This is a genomic window from Frankia sp. Hr75.2, from assembly GCF_949319125.1.
Taxonomy (GTDB): domain Bacteria; phylum Actinomycetota; class Actinomycetes; order Frankiales; family Frankiaceae; genus Parafrankia; species Parafrankia soli.
In genome coordinates this window covers 1-15562 of sequence record NZ_CASGGV010000322.1, presented here as the reverse complement: position 1 = coordinate 15562, position 15562 = coordinate 1, and the positions used below count along the sequence as shown (strand labels likewise).

Below are 15562 nucleotides of genomic sequence, written 5' to 3'. Positions count from 1 at the left end.
CCGGTGAGTTTGAGTATTCGCGCTCAGGCCGTCCCGGGGGCTGATGGGAAGACTGGCTCTCATGCCCACCTCGCCGCCGCCGCGGACGCCGACCTCCACTCTCACGCGAGCCCTCCACGGTGGGGCCGCCATCCTTCTGATCGCGGCCGTGCCGGTCGCGGTCGTGGGACTGCTGGGACAGGACGACTACCAGGGCGTCCCGCGGTCGGAACTCGACTACGCCGTCCGGCCGCTGGACATCCCGGCCGGGTGGATGACGACCATCGGCGTTATCGCTCTGCTCCTGGCGGCAGCCGCCGCGGCGCTCCTGCTGCACGGGGGCCGCCGCGGCGCCACCGACCGGCGCCGGTGGCAGGTGGTGTGTCCGCTCGTCGGAGTCGGCGTGATCCTCGGCTTCGGGTACCACGTCGCGACCGCCGGAGTGATCGGCGCCAACATCGGGTTCGGACTCGTCGTCTTCTTCGGCGTGCCTCTGGTGGTCGTGCTGCTGGTGCTCGCGGCGGCCCGGGAATGGGCGCTGCACGCCGGGGCCGGGCGCCGCGCCCCCTGAAGCGCCGGCCCGCGTCCTCGAACCCGATCAGGCGGGAAGCGTTCGATTCCAGAGAAGACCAAAAACGGTTCAGTCGGGAGGTGCGCCGCCTGGCAGTGTGATCTCGCAGATGAGACCGTCCGAGTCCAGTTTCAGGCGCTGGGTCGCGGTGATCGGGTGGCCGGCTATCCGGGCACCTCAGTGCCCCAGACCGGAGACCGGGAACAGCTCGGTGATTCCTTGCAGGAGTCGATGACGCCCGCTTGAAGATATGTCAGCTGATGACGGGGCCACCGGCGAAGAAGTTCACGCGCTAACTTCCGAAGGCCAAAACGGCGGACTACGGCACCGTTCTGCTGCTCATGGGATGATGGGTTCAGATCAGGCAACCCCGGCGAGCACCAGGCGCACGACCATGTCGGCGTCGTCCGCCGTCGGCGGTGCCTGCCTGCTGAGGACGCGATAAAGCAGGGAGCCGATCAGCACGCCGGCGATCGTCGGGACCGGCACCTGCGACCCGAGCTGACCCGCCGCGCGGGCACTCTCCAGGCGGTCGCGCAGGAGCTGCTCGTGGGGTCCGGTGAAGCGCTCGTAGAGGACATCGGCGACGGCGCGGTCCTCGGCCGTGGCCGCCGTGAGGGCGAGGATGAGGCTCGTGCCCACACCGGAGGCCAGATGCGTGGTCCAGGCCCGCAGCCAGGCGCGCAGATCGGTCTCGATGTCTCCCGTGTCGGGCAGGGGGACGAACGGTGGCGCCAGCCCGCCCTCGAGCACCGCATCGGCGACGACGGCGCCCTTCGACCCCCACCAGCGATAGATCGTCTGCTTTCCGACGCCGGCCTGGGCGGCGACGGCGTCGATCGTCAACCGTTCGTAACCGCGTTCGAGCAGCAGGCCGCGGGCCGCGTCGAGGATCGCCCGCCGCGAGCTCTCACTGCGCCGGCGCCCGCCCGTCATCCACGTGAGTCTAGGAGCGCGACCCGGCCGGGACTGCGAGCGTATAGTCCCTGATCCGAGACCGATCGTCTCGGAATTGGACGTTGGGAGCTTGAGGCATGCCGAACGAGGTACTGGTGGTCATCGGCACGGGCGGCATGGGTGTCGCCGTAACCCGCCGGGTCGGTACGGGCAAGACGGTACTGCTGGCCGACTACAACGAGACGGCGCTGAACGCCGTCACCGAGAACCTCCGCGACGAGGGCCAGCAGGTGACGGCCCAGGTCGTGGACGTGTCGTCCCGGGAGTCCGTGTACGCGCTCGCGCGGGCCGCCGCGGCCCTCGGCCCGGTGCGGCACGTGGTCCACACCGCGGGGCTGTCCCCCACGCAGGCGCCGGTCGACGCGATCCTGAAGGTCGACCTGCTCGGTACCGCGCTGGTGCTCGACGCGTTCGCCGAGGTCGTCACCGTGGGCGGCGCCGGCGTGGTCATCTCGAGCATGTCCGGCTACCTCGCTCCCCCGCCAGCCCGCGAGATCGAGGCTCAGCTGGCCAACACCGCCACCGAGGAGCTGCTGAACCTGCCGTTCACGGCGGTAGACGCGTTCCCGAGCGCGGGTTACGCCTACTCCTTCGCCAAGCGGGCCAACCAGCTGCGGGTGCGTTCGGCCAGCAACGCGTGGGGCGCACGAGGCGCCCGGGTCAACTCGATCAGTCCTGGCGTCATCTCGACGAAGATGGGACAGCAGGAGCTCGCGAGCGAGTCCGGCGCTGGTATGCGCGCCATGGTCGCGGCGTCCGGCACCGGCCGGCTCGGCTCGGCGGACGACATCGCCGCCGCCGTTGACTTCCTCCTGTCGGACAACGCTTCGTTCATCACCGGAATCGACCTGCTCGTCGACGGAGGCGCGGTCGCCGCCGTCTCGACGGGCCGGGTCGACCTGTTCGCCGCGAGGAGCTGAGAGGTCACCCATCCCGGTCACCACACTCGACCCGAACGCCATGCGCATCGTCGTCGACCTGTCGAAGGGGGCGACGACTTACGAGTTCCCCCGCCTTGGACGTGACGACCGGGCAGTGGGTACCCCTGCCCGGCCCCGCCGTACCGAGGTCGACCCTCTGCCCGACCTCAGTGGTGGCCCTGCGCGAACCGGCCGCCGCGGTTGCGGTGGCGCTCCCGTCCTGCGCCGGCGTACCGACACAGGTGTTGGACGAGACCGCTGGCACATGGACCCCGCTGCCGTCCTGGGGTACCGGTCTGGCCGGCGTGGCCGGGACAGGCGAGGATCTTCTCGTGCTCTGGAACCCCGCCGGACGGTCGACTCCCGGCGCGACGGCGAGTCTGCGGGTGCTCTCGCCGTCCTGACGGCAAACCGGCGGTCCTCCGGGGCGTCGTCGGGCGCACCCTCAGCGACGGTCGGACCGGACTGCCGCCGCGTCGCCGTGACGCCGCAGCCGTCGGGCGAGCCGTACGCCGGACTTCGCCCATTGTTCCCGCTCGATCGCAAGCACCAGCACATCATGGGCGTGCTGGTACCGGCCCGGCACCGTGGGCAGAACCCCTAGCAACCAGAACATCACCATGTGTGCCTCCGAATCGAGGTCTCGACATGAAACTTCTCGAGCGGCACCGGACGCCCCACCGCCCACCACCTGCCACCCCAGCCCCACCCGACGCGTCCCGCCCCGTCGCACGTCCCGTGGCCGTGTCCGCCGGCGACCTCGGGCTACTGCTCCTACGGATGACCTTCGGCCTGCTGCTCGCCGGGCACGGCGCGCAGAAGCTCTTCGGCCTGTTCGGCGGCGAGGGCCTCACCGCGACCGGCAGCGGGTTCACCCAGCTTGGTTACCACCCCGGCACCTTCTTCGCCGGGCTGGCCGGCGCAGGCGAACTCCTCGGCGGCCTCGGCCTGGCCGCGGGCCTGCTGACTCCGTTGGCGGCCGCGGCCGTGATCGGCGTGATGATCAATGCGATGATCGTGACCGTGCCGCGGGGACTGTGGGCAACCGACGGCGGCATGGAGTATCCGCTGTGTATCGCGGTGGTCGCGACCGCGGTAGCGGCGATCGGCGCGGGGCGGCTCGCGCTCGACCGCCTCTTCCGGCGGCGCGACGGTGGGCTGCCCGAGATGGCGTTCGCCGTCGGGCTCGGCAGCCTCGGTGCCGCCGTCGTCCTGGCAGTCAGCTGACATCCCCGGCCAGCGTGGCCAGAGGTCGGGCCAGGCCAGGCGGGCCAGACCAGGCGGCTGATTCCGCCTCCTCGGCTGTGCCTCCTGGCGTCCGTTCACGTTTTCCCGGCGGCGCCGTCCGACGTCCGTTTCCGTCGCCCCGGCGGTGCCGATCGGCGTCCGCCTTACCGGCGCCGACCGCTGTGCGAGTGGAGTCCACACACGTGGCGTACGGATCGTGATCGTCCAGCGACTCGCCGGAGTGGCGGTCCGTGACGTAGAGCGACCACCTCAGTTGTTCGTCGTCGTCGCTTCGTCCGATCCGCCGCTGGTGGCGACGTCCGAATGATTCGGCGGCTGGTCGGCCCCGGTCTCGGCGGCTCGGCCCAGTTCGGCGCGCAACAGGGCGACGTTGGCGAAGATTGTCAGCGCACACCAGAGCCGTCGGGGACAGGCCAGCGGTCCGGTGATCTCGGCGAGAGTCACGATCTCCTCCGCTGGCATCGTCCTGGCCTCCGATGACCCCTGCGCCGTCCAGCAGGTCATCACGCTGTCGCGCGCCAGCTACCGCAAGATGATCCAGAACATCGCATTCTCCCGAACCCGACACAAGCCCGCGTGGCGAACTCGCAGATCATCGGTCAGCGTGCGTCCCAGACAGGGAAAATTTTACTCTGTCCGTGCACCGCACAACCCGCAGCCTGGACCATCGGTACGGTGAAACCGCAGGTAGGACAGAGGAAGAGTGGGCAGAACCGCGCACAATGCGAACCGCCACCCCACCATCCCCGGCCCCACAATTTCCATCCCCAACCGCGAGAACAGGTCATCTACCAGCGGAAACGCGCAGCCACGCCGTCGCACGTCCGTAGACGGCACGCGGGCCCCGACCCCAGAATGACACCAGTGGTCGGGGCCAGTAGGCCATGGCCCCGACCAGCAGCCCGGACCACGGCGGCCTGCCCGAAAACGGGCAGCACCTCACACTTCAACACTCACCGACCCCACCGCTTCCTCAGCCAGCACCCACCCGACTCGCCCCCTGCAGTCGCCCCGACCCTGGGTCCGCCGTCCGGCGCACCCGCATCCTCGGCGGCATGATCAACGAGTACCGCAACGCGGCCTGACGACCCCCGCAGACGATCACCTCGGCCGCAAAAGACCAGCTCACAGGCCGAAACCCGAATTTTGGAGCCCAGCAGGGTCGGCGGCGAGGTGGACCTTGCTGGTCTGCCCGCCCCTCGATCGTCCGAGTAAGGCAGCTTTCAGCCGGAGTCCACGCCGGCGCCGGACACGTCGTCGCTCCTCCCGTTCGGGATCGTCTCCGCCGTTCTGCCCGTCTTGTCCTACCGGGCCGCCCCTTTTTGCCGGGCCTTCTCCTCCTGGGCGGCGGCTGCCTCCAAGGCGGTGATGACGTCGTGGGCACACTGCATCCCGACAGCATCGTGGTGGGCCCGGACGGTGGTGGAGTCCACGCCGACCAGGGACAGGTCCACCTCACCCCGCTTCGCGGCCTCGGCGATCAGGCCCTCCAGCAGGGCTTCGAGGACGCCGGCATTCCTCCGCTGCCAGAAGCGGTTGTAGACGGTCGGCCAGGCACCGAACTCCCTCGGTATCTCCCGCCACTGCCCGCCCGTCCTGAACCGCCAGACCACGCCCTCGAGCTGCAGCCGCAACCGCTCGGGATACGGGCCCTACCTGCCGATCGGCAGGTAGGGCCCGATGAACTCCCACTCCTCGTCCCTCAGTTGCACCCGCGTCATGCACGACGATCTACCGGATCAGGCCCCGCCACGAGAGCGAATCCCACCAACAGATCAAGGACTAGCCCCCCGTCAACTATCAGCCGGAACCGAAACGTCAAGAATCAGCTGGGACTGGACAACGGGCCTGGGACCGCGCTGCACGGCCTATCGTGTCGGCGGGTGGACAGCTGGTGGATCCGGATCCGGTTGTCCGTTCTTCACCAGCTCGTCCGTTCCCGCTGCCCGGTCAGCTCGCGGGGACCGTTCTCGGTTCCCAGGAGAAGACGCCCGGAGCGGTGGGGTCGACGGTCACCCGCAGCCAGGTGGCGGCGGTGGACCCGAAGGTCTCCAGTCGGGTCAGGTTGGCGACGCCGGCGTACGCCGGCTCCACCTCGTAGACGTGCTCGTCGCCGTGCACCAGGAGGACCGGCTTACCGTAGGCGCGGGTCTGGTCGACGATGCGCTGCCGGATCTCGGCGAAGCCGGGGGTGTCGAGCGGTTCGGCCTGCATCAGGAGCAGCACGCCCGCCGCCCGGGTGCGGTCGGCGGTCTCGAAGGCTCCGTCGATCCAGTCCAGCGCGGCGGCCTTGCGGGCCTCGAACTCGGCCAGCCGAACGGTGGGCTGGTCGCCGCCGGGCAGCTGGGCCCACGGTTCCAGATCGTTCTCGCTGCCGACGACGTGCACCGCCGCGAAGACGACCCGGCCCTCCGTGAAGCGCACGTTCTCGACGTAGGCCTGGTGGGCGGCGTCACGGGCCTGGGTGAACACCGGCATCGGGTGCTGTCCGAGCGTCTTGCCCGGGTCCGGGAAGAAGACCTCGCGCACCGCCTCCAGCCGCTCGGTCGGGAGGTAGCCGCCCGCGGCGGTGCGGTGGCAGTCGGTCCACTCGTTGTCCCCGGGCGTCAGGACGAACGGGTCGTCGAACGTGCCGAACAGCGCTGCCAGGTCGGCGAAGCGGGCGTCGTCGCAGGTCGAGGAGCCGTTCTTGACGTCGCCGGCGTGCAGCACCAGGCGCACGTCCGGGTCTGTGTCGATCGTGTCGACGAGGGCCGGGAAGGCCGCCCGCTGGTCGTCCCCGTAGGGCGTGTCGCCGAGCAGTGCAAAGGTGAAGCCGGGGCCGGTGGGGCCGCTGCCGGGACCAGCGGCCTGTCCGGCACCCGCCGGGAGCAGCCCGGCGGCGAGGGCCGACCCGACGGCGAGGGAAGCCAACATCTTTCGTCGCATGCCGCGACTCTTCACCGCCACGACCACCCGCCGATGACAGCGGTCTTTCCGCCGAGCGACCGCTCGTCAACCAGTCCGGAATGGCCGCGACCATGCGGTTGCTGAGCGCATAGGCGGCGCATAGGTGGTAGATCGGTAGCGTCTCCCAGCCGCGCGTTGTCGGCATCGACGACAGCGCGACGTTGCCCCAGTCGACATCCCACCGCGGGATGCGCTTCAAGATCTCCTCGAGGCTTCCGTCGGATGTCTCACCTGCCGCAAGCCTCACCTCACCTGCCAGCCGCTTAGGTGGCTCTTCAGCAGCCTCATGCGTAGCCGGCGGTCCAGACCCGGTCCGGTGCCGGTGCGGTGAAGTCCCGTCCTGCCAGGTCCGGCGGCAGGTGCGCGTCCCGGTCCCGGCGGGTCAGGCTGACCCTGCGGCGGCGGTGAACACCCTGTAGGCCAGCCTGCCCCAAAGAGCCCAGGCGTGAACAGGAACGGGTCACCTTCAGTCCGGACGGGCTTGACAACGCCCGCCCGAGCCTCCACGGTTAGTTACATGAGTAATGGACCGACGAACCGCGGCGCGCGGTGGTCGGCGTGAAGGACGACGGACGGCCGCTGTTCCTCCAGATCGCCGAGCAGATCGAGAACTCGATCGTCGACGGGAGCCTGGCCGCGGACACGCAGGTGCCCTCCACCAACGAGCTCGCGGCCTTCCACCGGATCAACCCGGCGACCGCGGCCAAGGGCATCAACCAGCTCGTCGCCGACGGGATCCTCTACAAGAGACGAGGCATCGGCATGTTCGTCGCCACGGATGCCCGCGCGCAGCTGCTGGAGCGGCGGCGCGGGGACTTCACGCGGCAGTTCCTCGCCCCGCTGATGGCGGAGGCGGGCAAACTCGGCATGGACGCCGAGGAGATCAAGAAGCTGATCGACGTCTGGGAGCCCGAACGATGAACGTGGTGCGGATGGCCGGGGTGACCAAGCGCTACGGCGACGTCGCCGCGCTCGACGGCGTGAGCCTGGAGCTGGCCGAGAACACGATCCACGGTCTGCTGGGCCGCAACGGGGCCGGGAAGACAACGGTGATGCGGATCCTCACCGGGCAGGCGTTCGAGACCGGCGGGGAGGTGGAGGTCTTCGGGCAGCACCCGTACGAGAACGCCGACGTGCTCTCGCGGATGTGTTTCATCAGGGAGAGCCAGCACTACCCGGACAAGTTCCGGGTCAGGCACGCGCTGCGGGCCGCCGAACTGCTTTACCCCCACTGGGATCCGGCGTTCGCCGCGGCACTGCTGGCGGACTTCGCGGTCCCGGTCGACCGGCTGCTCCGCAAGCTCTCGCGCGGGCAGCTGTCCGCGGTCGGGGTGATCATCGGGCTGGCTTCGCGGGCCCCGCTGACCCTGTTCGACGAGCCCTACCTCGGCCTCGACGCCGTCGCGCGGCAGCTGTTCTACGACCGGCTGCTGGCCGACTACGCCGAGCACCCGCGCACGGTCGTGCTCTCCACACACCTGATCGACGAGGTCAGCGACCTGATCGAGCACGTCGTGCTGCTGGACGCGGGCCGCGTGCTCATCGACGCCGAGGCCGAGACGCTGCGCGGCGAAACCGTCGCGGTCACCGGCCCCACCGGCGCCGTCGAGCGCTTCGCCGCCGGCTACGACGAGCTGCACCGGGAGCAGGTCGGCGGCTCCCTGCGCGTCACCCTCGCCGGCGCCGGGAACCGGCTCGAACCCGGGCTGGACTTCGAGCCGGTCTCGTTGCAGCAGCTCGTCGTCCGCACCACCCAACGCAACCGCCGGCCGGTCGCCGCCGGGAAGGAGTCCTGATGCCCCGCGTGCTCGACGTCGTCCGGATCCAGCTCGTCCACTGGCCCGCGCTGCTGGGCTACCCGCTGCTCGCGCTGGCCGCGATGCCGCCGCTGGGCTGGGGCATCGACGTCTCGAACGGCGAAACCGCGCGCGGCGCACACGAGATCTACCTGCTGCCGATGCTGTTGGGCGCGATCGCCTCCGCGCACCTGCAGACGATGACGCAGGTGTTCCCCTTCACGCTGGGGCTCGGCGTCACCCGCCGGGCGTTCGCCGCGGCCACCGCACTGGTCGTCCTCGGCCAGGCGCTGCTCCTCGGGCTCGGGCTGGTGGCGTTCGACATCGTCGAGCGGCTGACCGGCGGCTGGGGACGGGAGACGCGGATCTTCGGGCTGGACGTGCTGGGCCACGGCAACCCGCTCGCGCTGTGGCTTGTCTACAGTGGACCGCTGGTCGCGGTGTCCGCGATCGGGGTGCTGGCGGGGGTGGTGTTCCAGCGCTGGCGTCATACCGGGATCTACCTCGCCATTTTCGGCAGCGTCGCGCTGCTCGTCGCGATGGGTGCCCTGGCGAAGACGCAGAACTGGTGGCCCTCGATCGGGAGCTTCCTCGGTGGCCAGCCCTCGCTCACGCTGTTCACCGCGTATCCGCTGGTGTTCGCGCTGGCGCTCGGCGGCGCGGCGTGGCTGGTGCTCCGGCGCGCGACCGCCTGAGCGGGTCACCGCCAAGTCCCGGGACTTGGCGGTGACCCGCATCGGGAGCACGTCGACGCGGTCGGCGAGGAGGCTGACCACGCCGTCGGCCTTCTCGACCACGCCGCGGATCAGCAGCGCGGGGCTGCTGCGCGCGACGCGGTGGTAGCGCTGCCACAGCCCGAGCGTGCAGATCACGTTCACCATCCCCGTCTCGTCTTCGATGTTGAGGAACGTGATCCCGCCCGCGGTCCACAGCGCCTGACGCCGGTCCCCACAATCTCCATCCCCGATCGCACAAACAGCCCGCCTACCAGCGGAAACGCGCGCCCGCACCGTCGTACGCCCACGCCAGACGCATCGGTTGCCGTTACGGATGACCCGCGCAGCCGGGGTGCGGGGGCGGCCCGGCCCACGGCCTAACGCAGCAGGGCCATGGCGTGCCGCTACCCCAGGTAGCCTGCTGACGCCGGGGTCCCCCGAAACCTGCCGTCGCCTCACAGCGCCAAGCGTGGGATAGGTAGGTAGGTCAGCGGACGCCATCGTCGTAGTTGAGAGATCGTTTGATGTCGACGCGGTGACGCTCACCGGTGCCGAGGTTCCGGTAAGCCACCTTGCATGGCGGCGGCGAAGCGCTTCGCCGCAGTGTTCCCGCGGGCTCGGAGCAGCATCAGTCCGAGCACGTTGCGTAACGGGCGTAGAGCAACGGCCACACCGTGCCCGTCCAATCTGCCCGCCGCGAGCTCCGTCCGGCAGGCAGGTGCGCAGGTCACCGCCCAACTGGAAATTCTGGAGCCCATCTCTCCAGGTACCTCAGTGTCACTCGCCCCATGCCTGCTGTACAGTCGTCCAACTTGGTAGTACGTCTGTACAGCGTCAGTGCAGCACAGTCTTGGAGCGCCATGTCTGTCACCGCCATCCCCCTCAGCCCGCACATCGGCCTGGAGATCACCGGAGTGTCGGGTGGGGATCTGCCCACCCGGAAGGCGGCGGTCGAGTGTTTGGAGGCCCTCGAGCAGCATGGGGTCGTCGTCTACCGGGAAGCCGACATCAGCGACCAGGAGCTGGTGATATTCAGCCAGCTACTCGGTGAGGTCGTCCCGAATCCTACGGGTGAGCACGAGCTCCCGGAGATCGCCACGATCACGCTGGATCCGTCGAGGACGGACGCGGCGCTGGCCTGGTATCGGCAGGGGAACTTCCTCTGGCACATCGATGGCGCCACCGACGAGCTGCCGCAGAAGGCGACACTGTTGACAGCGCGCGAGGTGGACGAGAACGGCGGGGACACCGAGTTCGCGAGCACGTATGCCGCCTACGCCGCTCTCCCCGAGGCGGAGAAGGAGCGGATCGCCGATCTCCGCGTGGTGCACAGCTTCGCCACGGCGCAGCGACGGGCCCATCCGGACGCGACCGAGGAGCAGCAGGCCGCGTGGGCGCGGGTGCCGGCCCGGGAGCATCCGCTGGTGTGGACTCGTCAGACCGGCCGTAAGTCGCTGCTGCTCGGCGCGACGGCCGGAGAGGTCGTCGGCCTGCCCGCGGACGAAGGACGGGCGCTGCTGGAGAGACTGCTCGACTGGTCGACACAGCCGAGGTTCGTCCTGCGTCACCGGTGGCGCGCCGGTGATCTCGTCATCTGGGACAACACAGGCATGCTGCACCGGGCGACGCCGTTTGCCGCGACGTCGCGGCGACTCATGCACCGCACCACCCTCGTCGGCGAGGTCGCCGTCGGCTGACGGACCGGGCGGCGTCCGACGACCCGGCGGGCCTGGGCCACCGTGGACATAGAGGGTCTCGCACGAGCGGAAGCCAGGAGCGTCGGAGGCGGAGATCAGCACGCCGTAGCCGGTCTCCTCGGGCTCCCCCGGGATGGCCCGGAGGCATTAGTCAAGCCGATCGTCTCCGGGTCGAGGCCGTGGCGCTCGGCAATGGTCGAGCAGCGTGATGACTCGGACGGCTCCCAGGGCGCGGGTGACCGACGGACCGGCCGGAACGAATTCGCACCCCAACACGGTCGTCGACGCCAGGCACGTGAGCGGCGATCAACTCGTAACCGGGAGAGAAATCCGGCGCCGAACCGCTACAGACTCTGCTGGCCCTGGCCAGTCGGCCCGAAGATCCTATTCTTCACGCTCGTGCCGACGGGGTTCGATGTGGTCCAGAAACCGCTCGATGATCTCGACCGCGTCGCGATGACCGGTGTGGGTGCCGAAGGTCTCCTCAAGCGCCAGCATGCGGGGAATGGCGTTCATCATGAACAGGAGCCCGGCCGGGGACACAGCCCGTTCGTCAAGGCCATACTGTGTCCACTGCCGGGACACGGCCTCGAGCTGAGCGTCGCGGACACGCTCACCGCCGCGACCGATCTCGCTCTGAATGGCCTTGCGATGGTTCGCGAGGGCCATGAACTCCAGGAGTAGAGCTGTCGCGGTCCTGTCGCTCGCGTACTCCCAGACCGCGCGGAGCGGCTGCTCCGTTTGGGATGCCTCGGCGAATCGTTCGAGGATGCGGTCCGTTCCGCTCCGCAGCAGCGCCACGAAGAGATCGTCGAGGGTGGGGAAGTAGTACTGCACGAGGCTCGCGGCAACGCCGGCGCGGGCCGCGAGACCTCGGTAGGTGACGGCGGCATAGCCGTGCTCAAGCATGAGCTGCTGCGCGCTGTCCAACAGCAGCGTTCGCGTCCTGGACGTCGTCGACCCGACACGGCGGGAGGATGCCACCAGCTGCCTCCTCGTCGCCGCTCCATCCGCTCACCAGCGAAGGTATCCCCTGACGCCGCGGGTCCGATCCCGCGGGTCCAGGACGGGACCACGAGTAGTCGGCAGCCCGGTGGCACCGCAATCAGTATCGTCCGCGGTCGGGCGGGCTGCTGGCCGACAGCTACTCGCTACAGCCGGACGCCCGCCTCGGCTGGACCGGCCGGCGAGTCAGGGGTGTCCGTGCTCACCGGCGCAACCCCTCGAGATTTTGATCATTTTCCGCTTCCCTCGTCGTTGGTGGCGCCGGCAGCGGAGAGCGGAGACCACTGCGGCACCGGGCCTCCCGCATGGAACCGTTCAGCTACCACCGGAACACCTTGGCTACCGAGAGCAACACGGCCTTCTACTTTCGACTGGCGGACGCTGGTTGTACATTCGTACGACACAGTAGGACGTCTGTACAGCGGTAACGGGGAGGTCGGAGTGCGCATCGGTTTGACCGGTGGGGGTAGCTCGGCGGACAAAATCGTCCAGCAGGCGAAGGATGCTGAGACTGAAGGCTTCACGTCTCTGTGGTACGCGAGCGCCGTCACCGGTGACCCGCTCGTCGCCATGGCCGTCGCGGGCCGCGAGACAGCCAGGATCGAACTGGGCACCGCCGTCCTGCAGACCTATCCCTGCCATCCCCTGCTGCAGGCCAACCGCGCCGCGTCCGTCGTCTCCGCGATGAACCGGCCCGGTTTCACCCTGGGCCTCGGCCCCTCGCATGAAGGCCTGATCCGCGACGTCTATGGCCTGTCCTACGACCATCCCGGCCGCAGCACCGAGGAGTACGTCACCATCCTCACCGGCCTGCTCCGCGGCGAGGCCGTCGACGTCAAGGGCGAGGACTGGACGGCACGCACCGCCGAGCGGATGGTGCCCATCAGCCACCCGGTGCCCGTGTTGCTCGCGGCCTTGTCGCCACGACTGCTCCGGGTCGCCGGCCAGCTCGCCGACGGCGTGGTGCTGTGGATGGCCCCGCCACGGGCGATCGAGACCCACGTAGCGCCGAAGGTGCACGCCGCGGCAGCCGCGGTGGGCCGCCCGGCGCCGCGCATCGTCGCCGGGCTCCCCGTCGCCGTCCACGACGACCTCGACGAGGCCCGCGCCGCCACGGCAGCTACCGCCGCAGGTTACGGGAGCCTGCCCAACTACCAGCGCATCCTCAGGATCGGCGGGGCCTCCACCGCGACCGAGGCTGCCATCGTCGGCGACGAGGCCTCCGTACGCGGCCAGCTCCACGGCCTGATCGACGCTGGCGCCACCGACGTCTGGGCCAACGTGGTCCCGGTGGGCGACACGCGGGAAGCGCGGGCGGTTTCCCGGCGCCGCACCACAGATCTGCTCCGCGAGCTTCTTGACCAGGACTAAGCCGACGAATGCTCGATCTCGTCCGGTCTCCTGCTGGGTCCAGGTCGCAGCCGGGGGCCCGGCGCGTAGACGGGGAAGATCCACGCGGCCGAGGCCTCCGACCGACAGCATCGAGTGCCCGCGTCAGGGACCTCTGCGCACCCAAGACCGCCGACCGCCGAGAACAGACCACGCAAAGGCGCAATAGACATCCAGGTGTTCGTCGTGCCGGTCCGCCAGGATCGCCGGGTGTCCCGGCGGCGCACAACGGACCTGGTCGCCTCCCTCACAGGCTGACATGTCCACGGGGAACACCGGTGCGGCCAACCGACCTCGATACACGGCCGCCGAGTGGTCGAAGTCAGACGCACAGGGGCGTAACTCAGGGCAGCCGGTTTTGACTAGCCCCTGCCAGGACGCTATACAGACGTACAGCAACAGTTGGTGCCTCGCCTGGCTCCGAGGTCGGAGACGGTGGGCTCCGAGGCTTCACCGGTCGATGGCACGTGACTGCTACGACGAGGGAGGACCATCATGTCCATCGAGGATGAGCTCAAGGAACTCCGTCGTGAGCTCCGGTACGTCACGGACCGCATCGCGATTCTCGACTGCGTCATGAAGCAGTCGCGCGGTCACGACCGTCACGATATCGAGCTGATGACGAGCGTTTACCACGACGATGGAGTCGACGAGCACGGGCCTGTCGTGAAGCTTGGCCCCGAATACGGCGAGTACGCCAACCAGGCTCACTCATCAGTCTTCATCGATCACCTGCACAACATCACCACACACACCTGCGAGATCGACGGTGACCGGGCGCATTGCGAAAGCTACGTCGTCGGTGCCATGCGTTCCCGTGACGGCAAGAGCGTGCACCTCTTCGGAGGCCGATACCTCGATCGCGTCGAGCGGCGGGGCGGCGAGTGGAAGATCGCACTGCGTCGGTGCACCCTCGAGTGGACGATGAACGGCGACACGTCACTCCTCTCCTCCGGCGTGTTCGCCGGCTTCATCAGGGGCACGCGGGACAAGAACGATCCGTCATACGCGCGGCCCCTGGATCTGGAGAAGACCCAGGTCGAGAAGTGGTGAGATGACGGGCCCGGTGCATCATCGACGGAAGGAACGATGAACATGGCACGAATCGAGCCGCTCCCCGCCAAGAAATGGCCGACTGAGATGAGGGAAGCGCTTGCTGCCCTGGTGCCGCCCGCGCCCCGCCACACGCGGTCCATCCGAGAGGGCGCACCGAAGGCCCGCAACGCCCTCGGGACGTTCGCGCACCATCCAGACCTGGCACGGGCGTTCTTCACCCTCAACGGTCATGTGCTGCTGGCGACCACCCTCGCCCAGCGGCAGACGGAACTGCTGGTCCTGCGCGTCGCGGCGCGCCGTAAATGCGACTACGTGTGGGCGCAGCACGTCCTCGTCGGTCGCGACGCCGGGCTGACCGACGAGGAGATCGACAAGGTTACGCGGGAGCCAGCCGAACCGTCTTGGAGCCCGCTCGACGCCGCGCTGCTGCGCGCCGTTGACGAGCTGCTCGACGACGGCGCGATCGGTGACGAGACGTGGGCCGCGCTGACCGCCGCACTCGACACCCAACAGCTCATGGACCTCATCTTCACAGTCGGAGCCTTCGAGGCATCCGCCTTCCTGATGAACTCCTTCGCGTTCGACCTCGACGACGACCTACGACCCACCTGATCAAGCAACAGGTGGGTCTGTCGCGTCGAAGAAAGCTATGGTCCTCGCTGGCGCTGCGCGGGGAGCCAGAGCCGGTGGCGATGCCGGGCTGACCGACGAGAAGATCGGGCGGGTCGCGTGGAGGCCGTCCGCTCCGTTCTGAGGCCCGCTCGACGCGGCGATGTTGCTTTATCCAATCACAACTGCAACCAGCGCAAGGCTGCAACTATGCAGACAGCAGCAGCCGATGTCGCGACGGCCACCGGCATAGTTATCGTGGCGTTGATGTCCCGAATACGCAGCCGCGCACGGTACGACACATAAGCCAGGACCGCAGATACCGGAAGGGCCATTGCAGCCAGGAGTACCAGAGCAGTGGACCTTCCTCCGCCCGCAGTCCAGCGGACGAGGAGCAAGGCGAGTCCCGCATGACTAAGTGTTGTCCGAAGCCACGACAACGCTGTCCGCTCGAGCTGGAGTCCCGGGTCGGTGGCCATACCGCGGCGCTCGGCGAGGACACGCCATACGAAACATTCACTGCAGGACGACCGCCACTACCAGGATCCCTGTGATGAGACCAGCAAGAACGGACAGCACCGGCGCAGTCACGGGGATGGGGAGCGTCCCGTTTACCCGGAGCGCCTGTTCAGTCCGTAGCCATCGCCTGAATCCGTCCGCCGCGATTACT

General features: G+C 68.9%; 17 protein-coding genes and 1 pseudogene. 11 read left to right on the top strand and 7 right to left on the bottom strand.

The annotated features are described in order from the left end of the window. The first annotated feature begins 61 nt into the window (after positions 1-61). Entirely contained in the window at positions 62-550 is a 489-nt protein-coding gene (locus AC559T_RS29845) for a hypothetical protein (RefSeq protein ID WP_498870822.1), read from the top strand. A gap of 360 nt (positions 551-910) precedes the next feature. Here AC559T_RS29845 and AC559T_RS29840 read toward each other — a convergent pair whose 3' ends face one another. Next, on the bottom strand, positions 911-1486 hold the full coding sequence (locus tag AC559T_RS29840; RefSeq protein ID WP_112105047.1) for a TetR/AcrR family transcriptional regulator: 576 nt from the start codon (positions 1484-1486) through the stop codon (positions 911-913). 98 nt (positions 1487-1584) lie between these two features. Here AC559T_RS29840 and AC559T_RS29835 point away from each other — a divergent pair, with 98 nt between their 5' ends. Continuing rightward, a complete protein-coding gene (locus tag AC559T_RS29835; protein ID WP_020461856.1) occupies positions 1585-2427 on the top strand; it encodes an SDR family oxidoreductase in 843 nt (280 codons plus the stop codon). 95 nt (positions 2428-2522) lie between these two features. After that, positions 2523-2831 (top strand): hypothetical protein, encoded by a 309-nt coding sequence (locus tag AC559T_RS29830; RefSeq protein WP_368956781.1) that lies wholly within the window; start codon positions 2523-2525, stop codon positions 2829-2831. Between the two features lie 41 nt (positions 2832-2872). Here the strand turns inward: AC559T_RS29830 and AC559T_RS29825 are convergent, their stop codons facing one another. Further along, entirely contained in the window at positions 2873-3049 is a 177-nt protein-coding gene (locus AC559T_RS29825) for a hypothetical protein (protein ID WP_157904372.1), read from the bottom strand. A 26-nt stretch (positions 3050-3075) separates the two neighbouring features. Between AC559T_RS29825 and AC559T_RS29820 the strand changes: the two genes are divergently transcribed. Further along, positions 3076-3654 carry a DoxX family protein gene (locus tag AC559T_RS29820; protein ID WP_368956782.1) on the top strand — a complete coding sequence of 193 codons (579 nt, stop codon included), beginning with the start codon at positions 3076-3078 and terminating at the stop codon, positions 3652-3654. A 270-nt stretch (positions 3655-3924) separates the two neighbouring features. Here AC559T_RS29820 and AC559T_RS29815 read toward each other — a convergent pair whose 3' ends face one another. From AC559T_RS29815 to AC559T_RS29805, 3 genes and pseudogenes are all read right to left on the bottom strand, one after another. Further along, complete coding sequence (locus AC559T_RS29815) at positions 3925-4137, bottom strand: hypothetical protein (RefSeq protein WP_498870821.1); 213 nt, start codon at positions 4135-4137, stop codon at positions 3925-3927. A gap of 699 nt (positions 4138-4836) precedes the next feature. Then, positions 4837-5396 (bottom strand): annotated as a pseudogene (locus AC559T_RS29810) (transposase); the annotation flags it as partial. Positions 5397-5625: 229 nt separating this feature from the next. After that, entirely contained in the window at positions 5626-6603 is a 978-nt protein-coding gene (locus AC559T_RS29805; RefSeq protein WP_368956513.1) for a metallophosphoesterase, read from the bottom strand. Between the two features lie 579 nt (positions 6604-7182). Here AC559T_RS29805 and AC559T_RS29800 point away from each other — a divergent pair. The 4 genes from AC559T_RS29800 (at position 7183) to AC559T_RS29785 (ending at position 10833) form a co-directional block, all read left to right on the top strand. Continuing rightward, positions 7183-7545 carry a GntR family transcriptional regulator gene (locus AC559T_RS29800; RefSeq protein ID WP_071066790.1) on the top strand — a complete coding sequence of 121 codons (363 nt, stop codon included), beginning with the start codon at positions 7183-7185 and terminating at the stop codon, positions 7543-7545. Continuing rightward, positions 7542-8420, top strand: a complete 879-nt coding sequence (locus tag AC559T_RS29795) for an ATP-binding cassette domain-containing protein (RefSeq protein WP_498870820.1) — start codon at positions 7542-7544, stop codon at positions 8418-8420. The genes AC559T_RS29800 and AC559T_RS29795 overlap by 4 nt, the downstream gene beginning before the upstream one ends. Further along, entirely contained in the window at positions 8420-9115 is a 696-nt protein-coding gene (locus tag AC559T_RS29790) for a hypothetical protein (RefSeq protein ID WP_498870819.1), read from the top strand. Before AC559T_RS29795 ends, AC559T_RS29790 begins: the two co-directional genes overlap by 1 nt. A gap of 881 nt (positions 9116-9996) precedes the next feature. Further along, the gene (locus tag AC559T_RS29785; RefSeq protein ID WP_498870818.1) at positions 9997-10833 is read left to right on the top strand and encodes a TauD/TfdA dioxygenase family protein; all 837 of its coding nucleotides are present in this window, start codon (positions 9997-9999) and stop codon (positions 10831-10833) included. Between the two features lie 384 nt (positions 10834-11217). On the opposite strand, the gene AC559T_RS29780 is transcribed toward AC559T_RS29785, so the two are convergent. Then, positions 11218-11763 (bottom strand): TetR/AcrR family transcriptional regulator, encoded by a 546-nt coding sequence (locus AC559T_RS29780; protein ID WP_498870817.1) that lies wholly within the window; start codon positions 11761-11763, stop codon positions 11218-11220. A gap of 516 nt (positions 11764-12279) precedes the next feature. On the opposite strand from AC559T_RS29780, the gene AC559T_RS29775 reads away from it, so the two are divergent. The 3 genes from AC559T_RS29775 to AC559T_RS29765 all read left to right on the top strand — a co-directional run bounded on the left by AC559T_RS29775 (position 12280) and on the right by AC559T_RS29765 (position 14895). Further along, entirely contained in the window at positions 12280-13209 is a 930-nt protein-coding gene (locus AC559T_RS29775; RefSeq protein ID WP_498870816.1) for a TIGR03564 family F420-dependent LLM class oxidoreductase, read from the top strand. Positions 13210-13722: 513 nt separating this feature from the next. After that, positions 13723-14280, top strand: a complete 558-nt coding sequence (locus AC559T_RS29770; protein ID WP_498870815.1) for a nuclear transport factor 2 family protein — start codon at positions 13723-13725, stop codon at positions 14278-14280. Between the two features lie 42 nt (positions 14281-14322). Beyond that, entirely contained in the window at positions 14323-14895 is a 573-nt protein-coding gene (locus AC559T_RS29765) for a carboxymuconolactone decarboxylase family protein (protein ID WP_498870814.1), read from the top strand. A 176-nt stretch (positions 14896-15071) separates the two neighbouring features. On the opposite strand, the gene AC559T_RS29760 is transcribed toward AC559T_RS29765, so the two are convergent. Further along, complete coding sequence (locus tag AC559T_RS29760) at positions 15072-15371, bottom strand: DUF202 domain-containing protein (RefSeq protein ID WP_498870813.1); 300 nt, start codon at positions 15369-15371, stop codon at positions 15072-15074. Between the last annotated feature and the right edge of the window lie 191 nt (positions 15372-15562).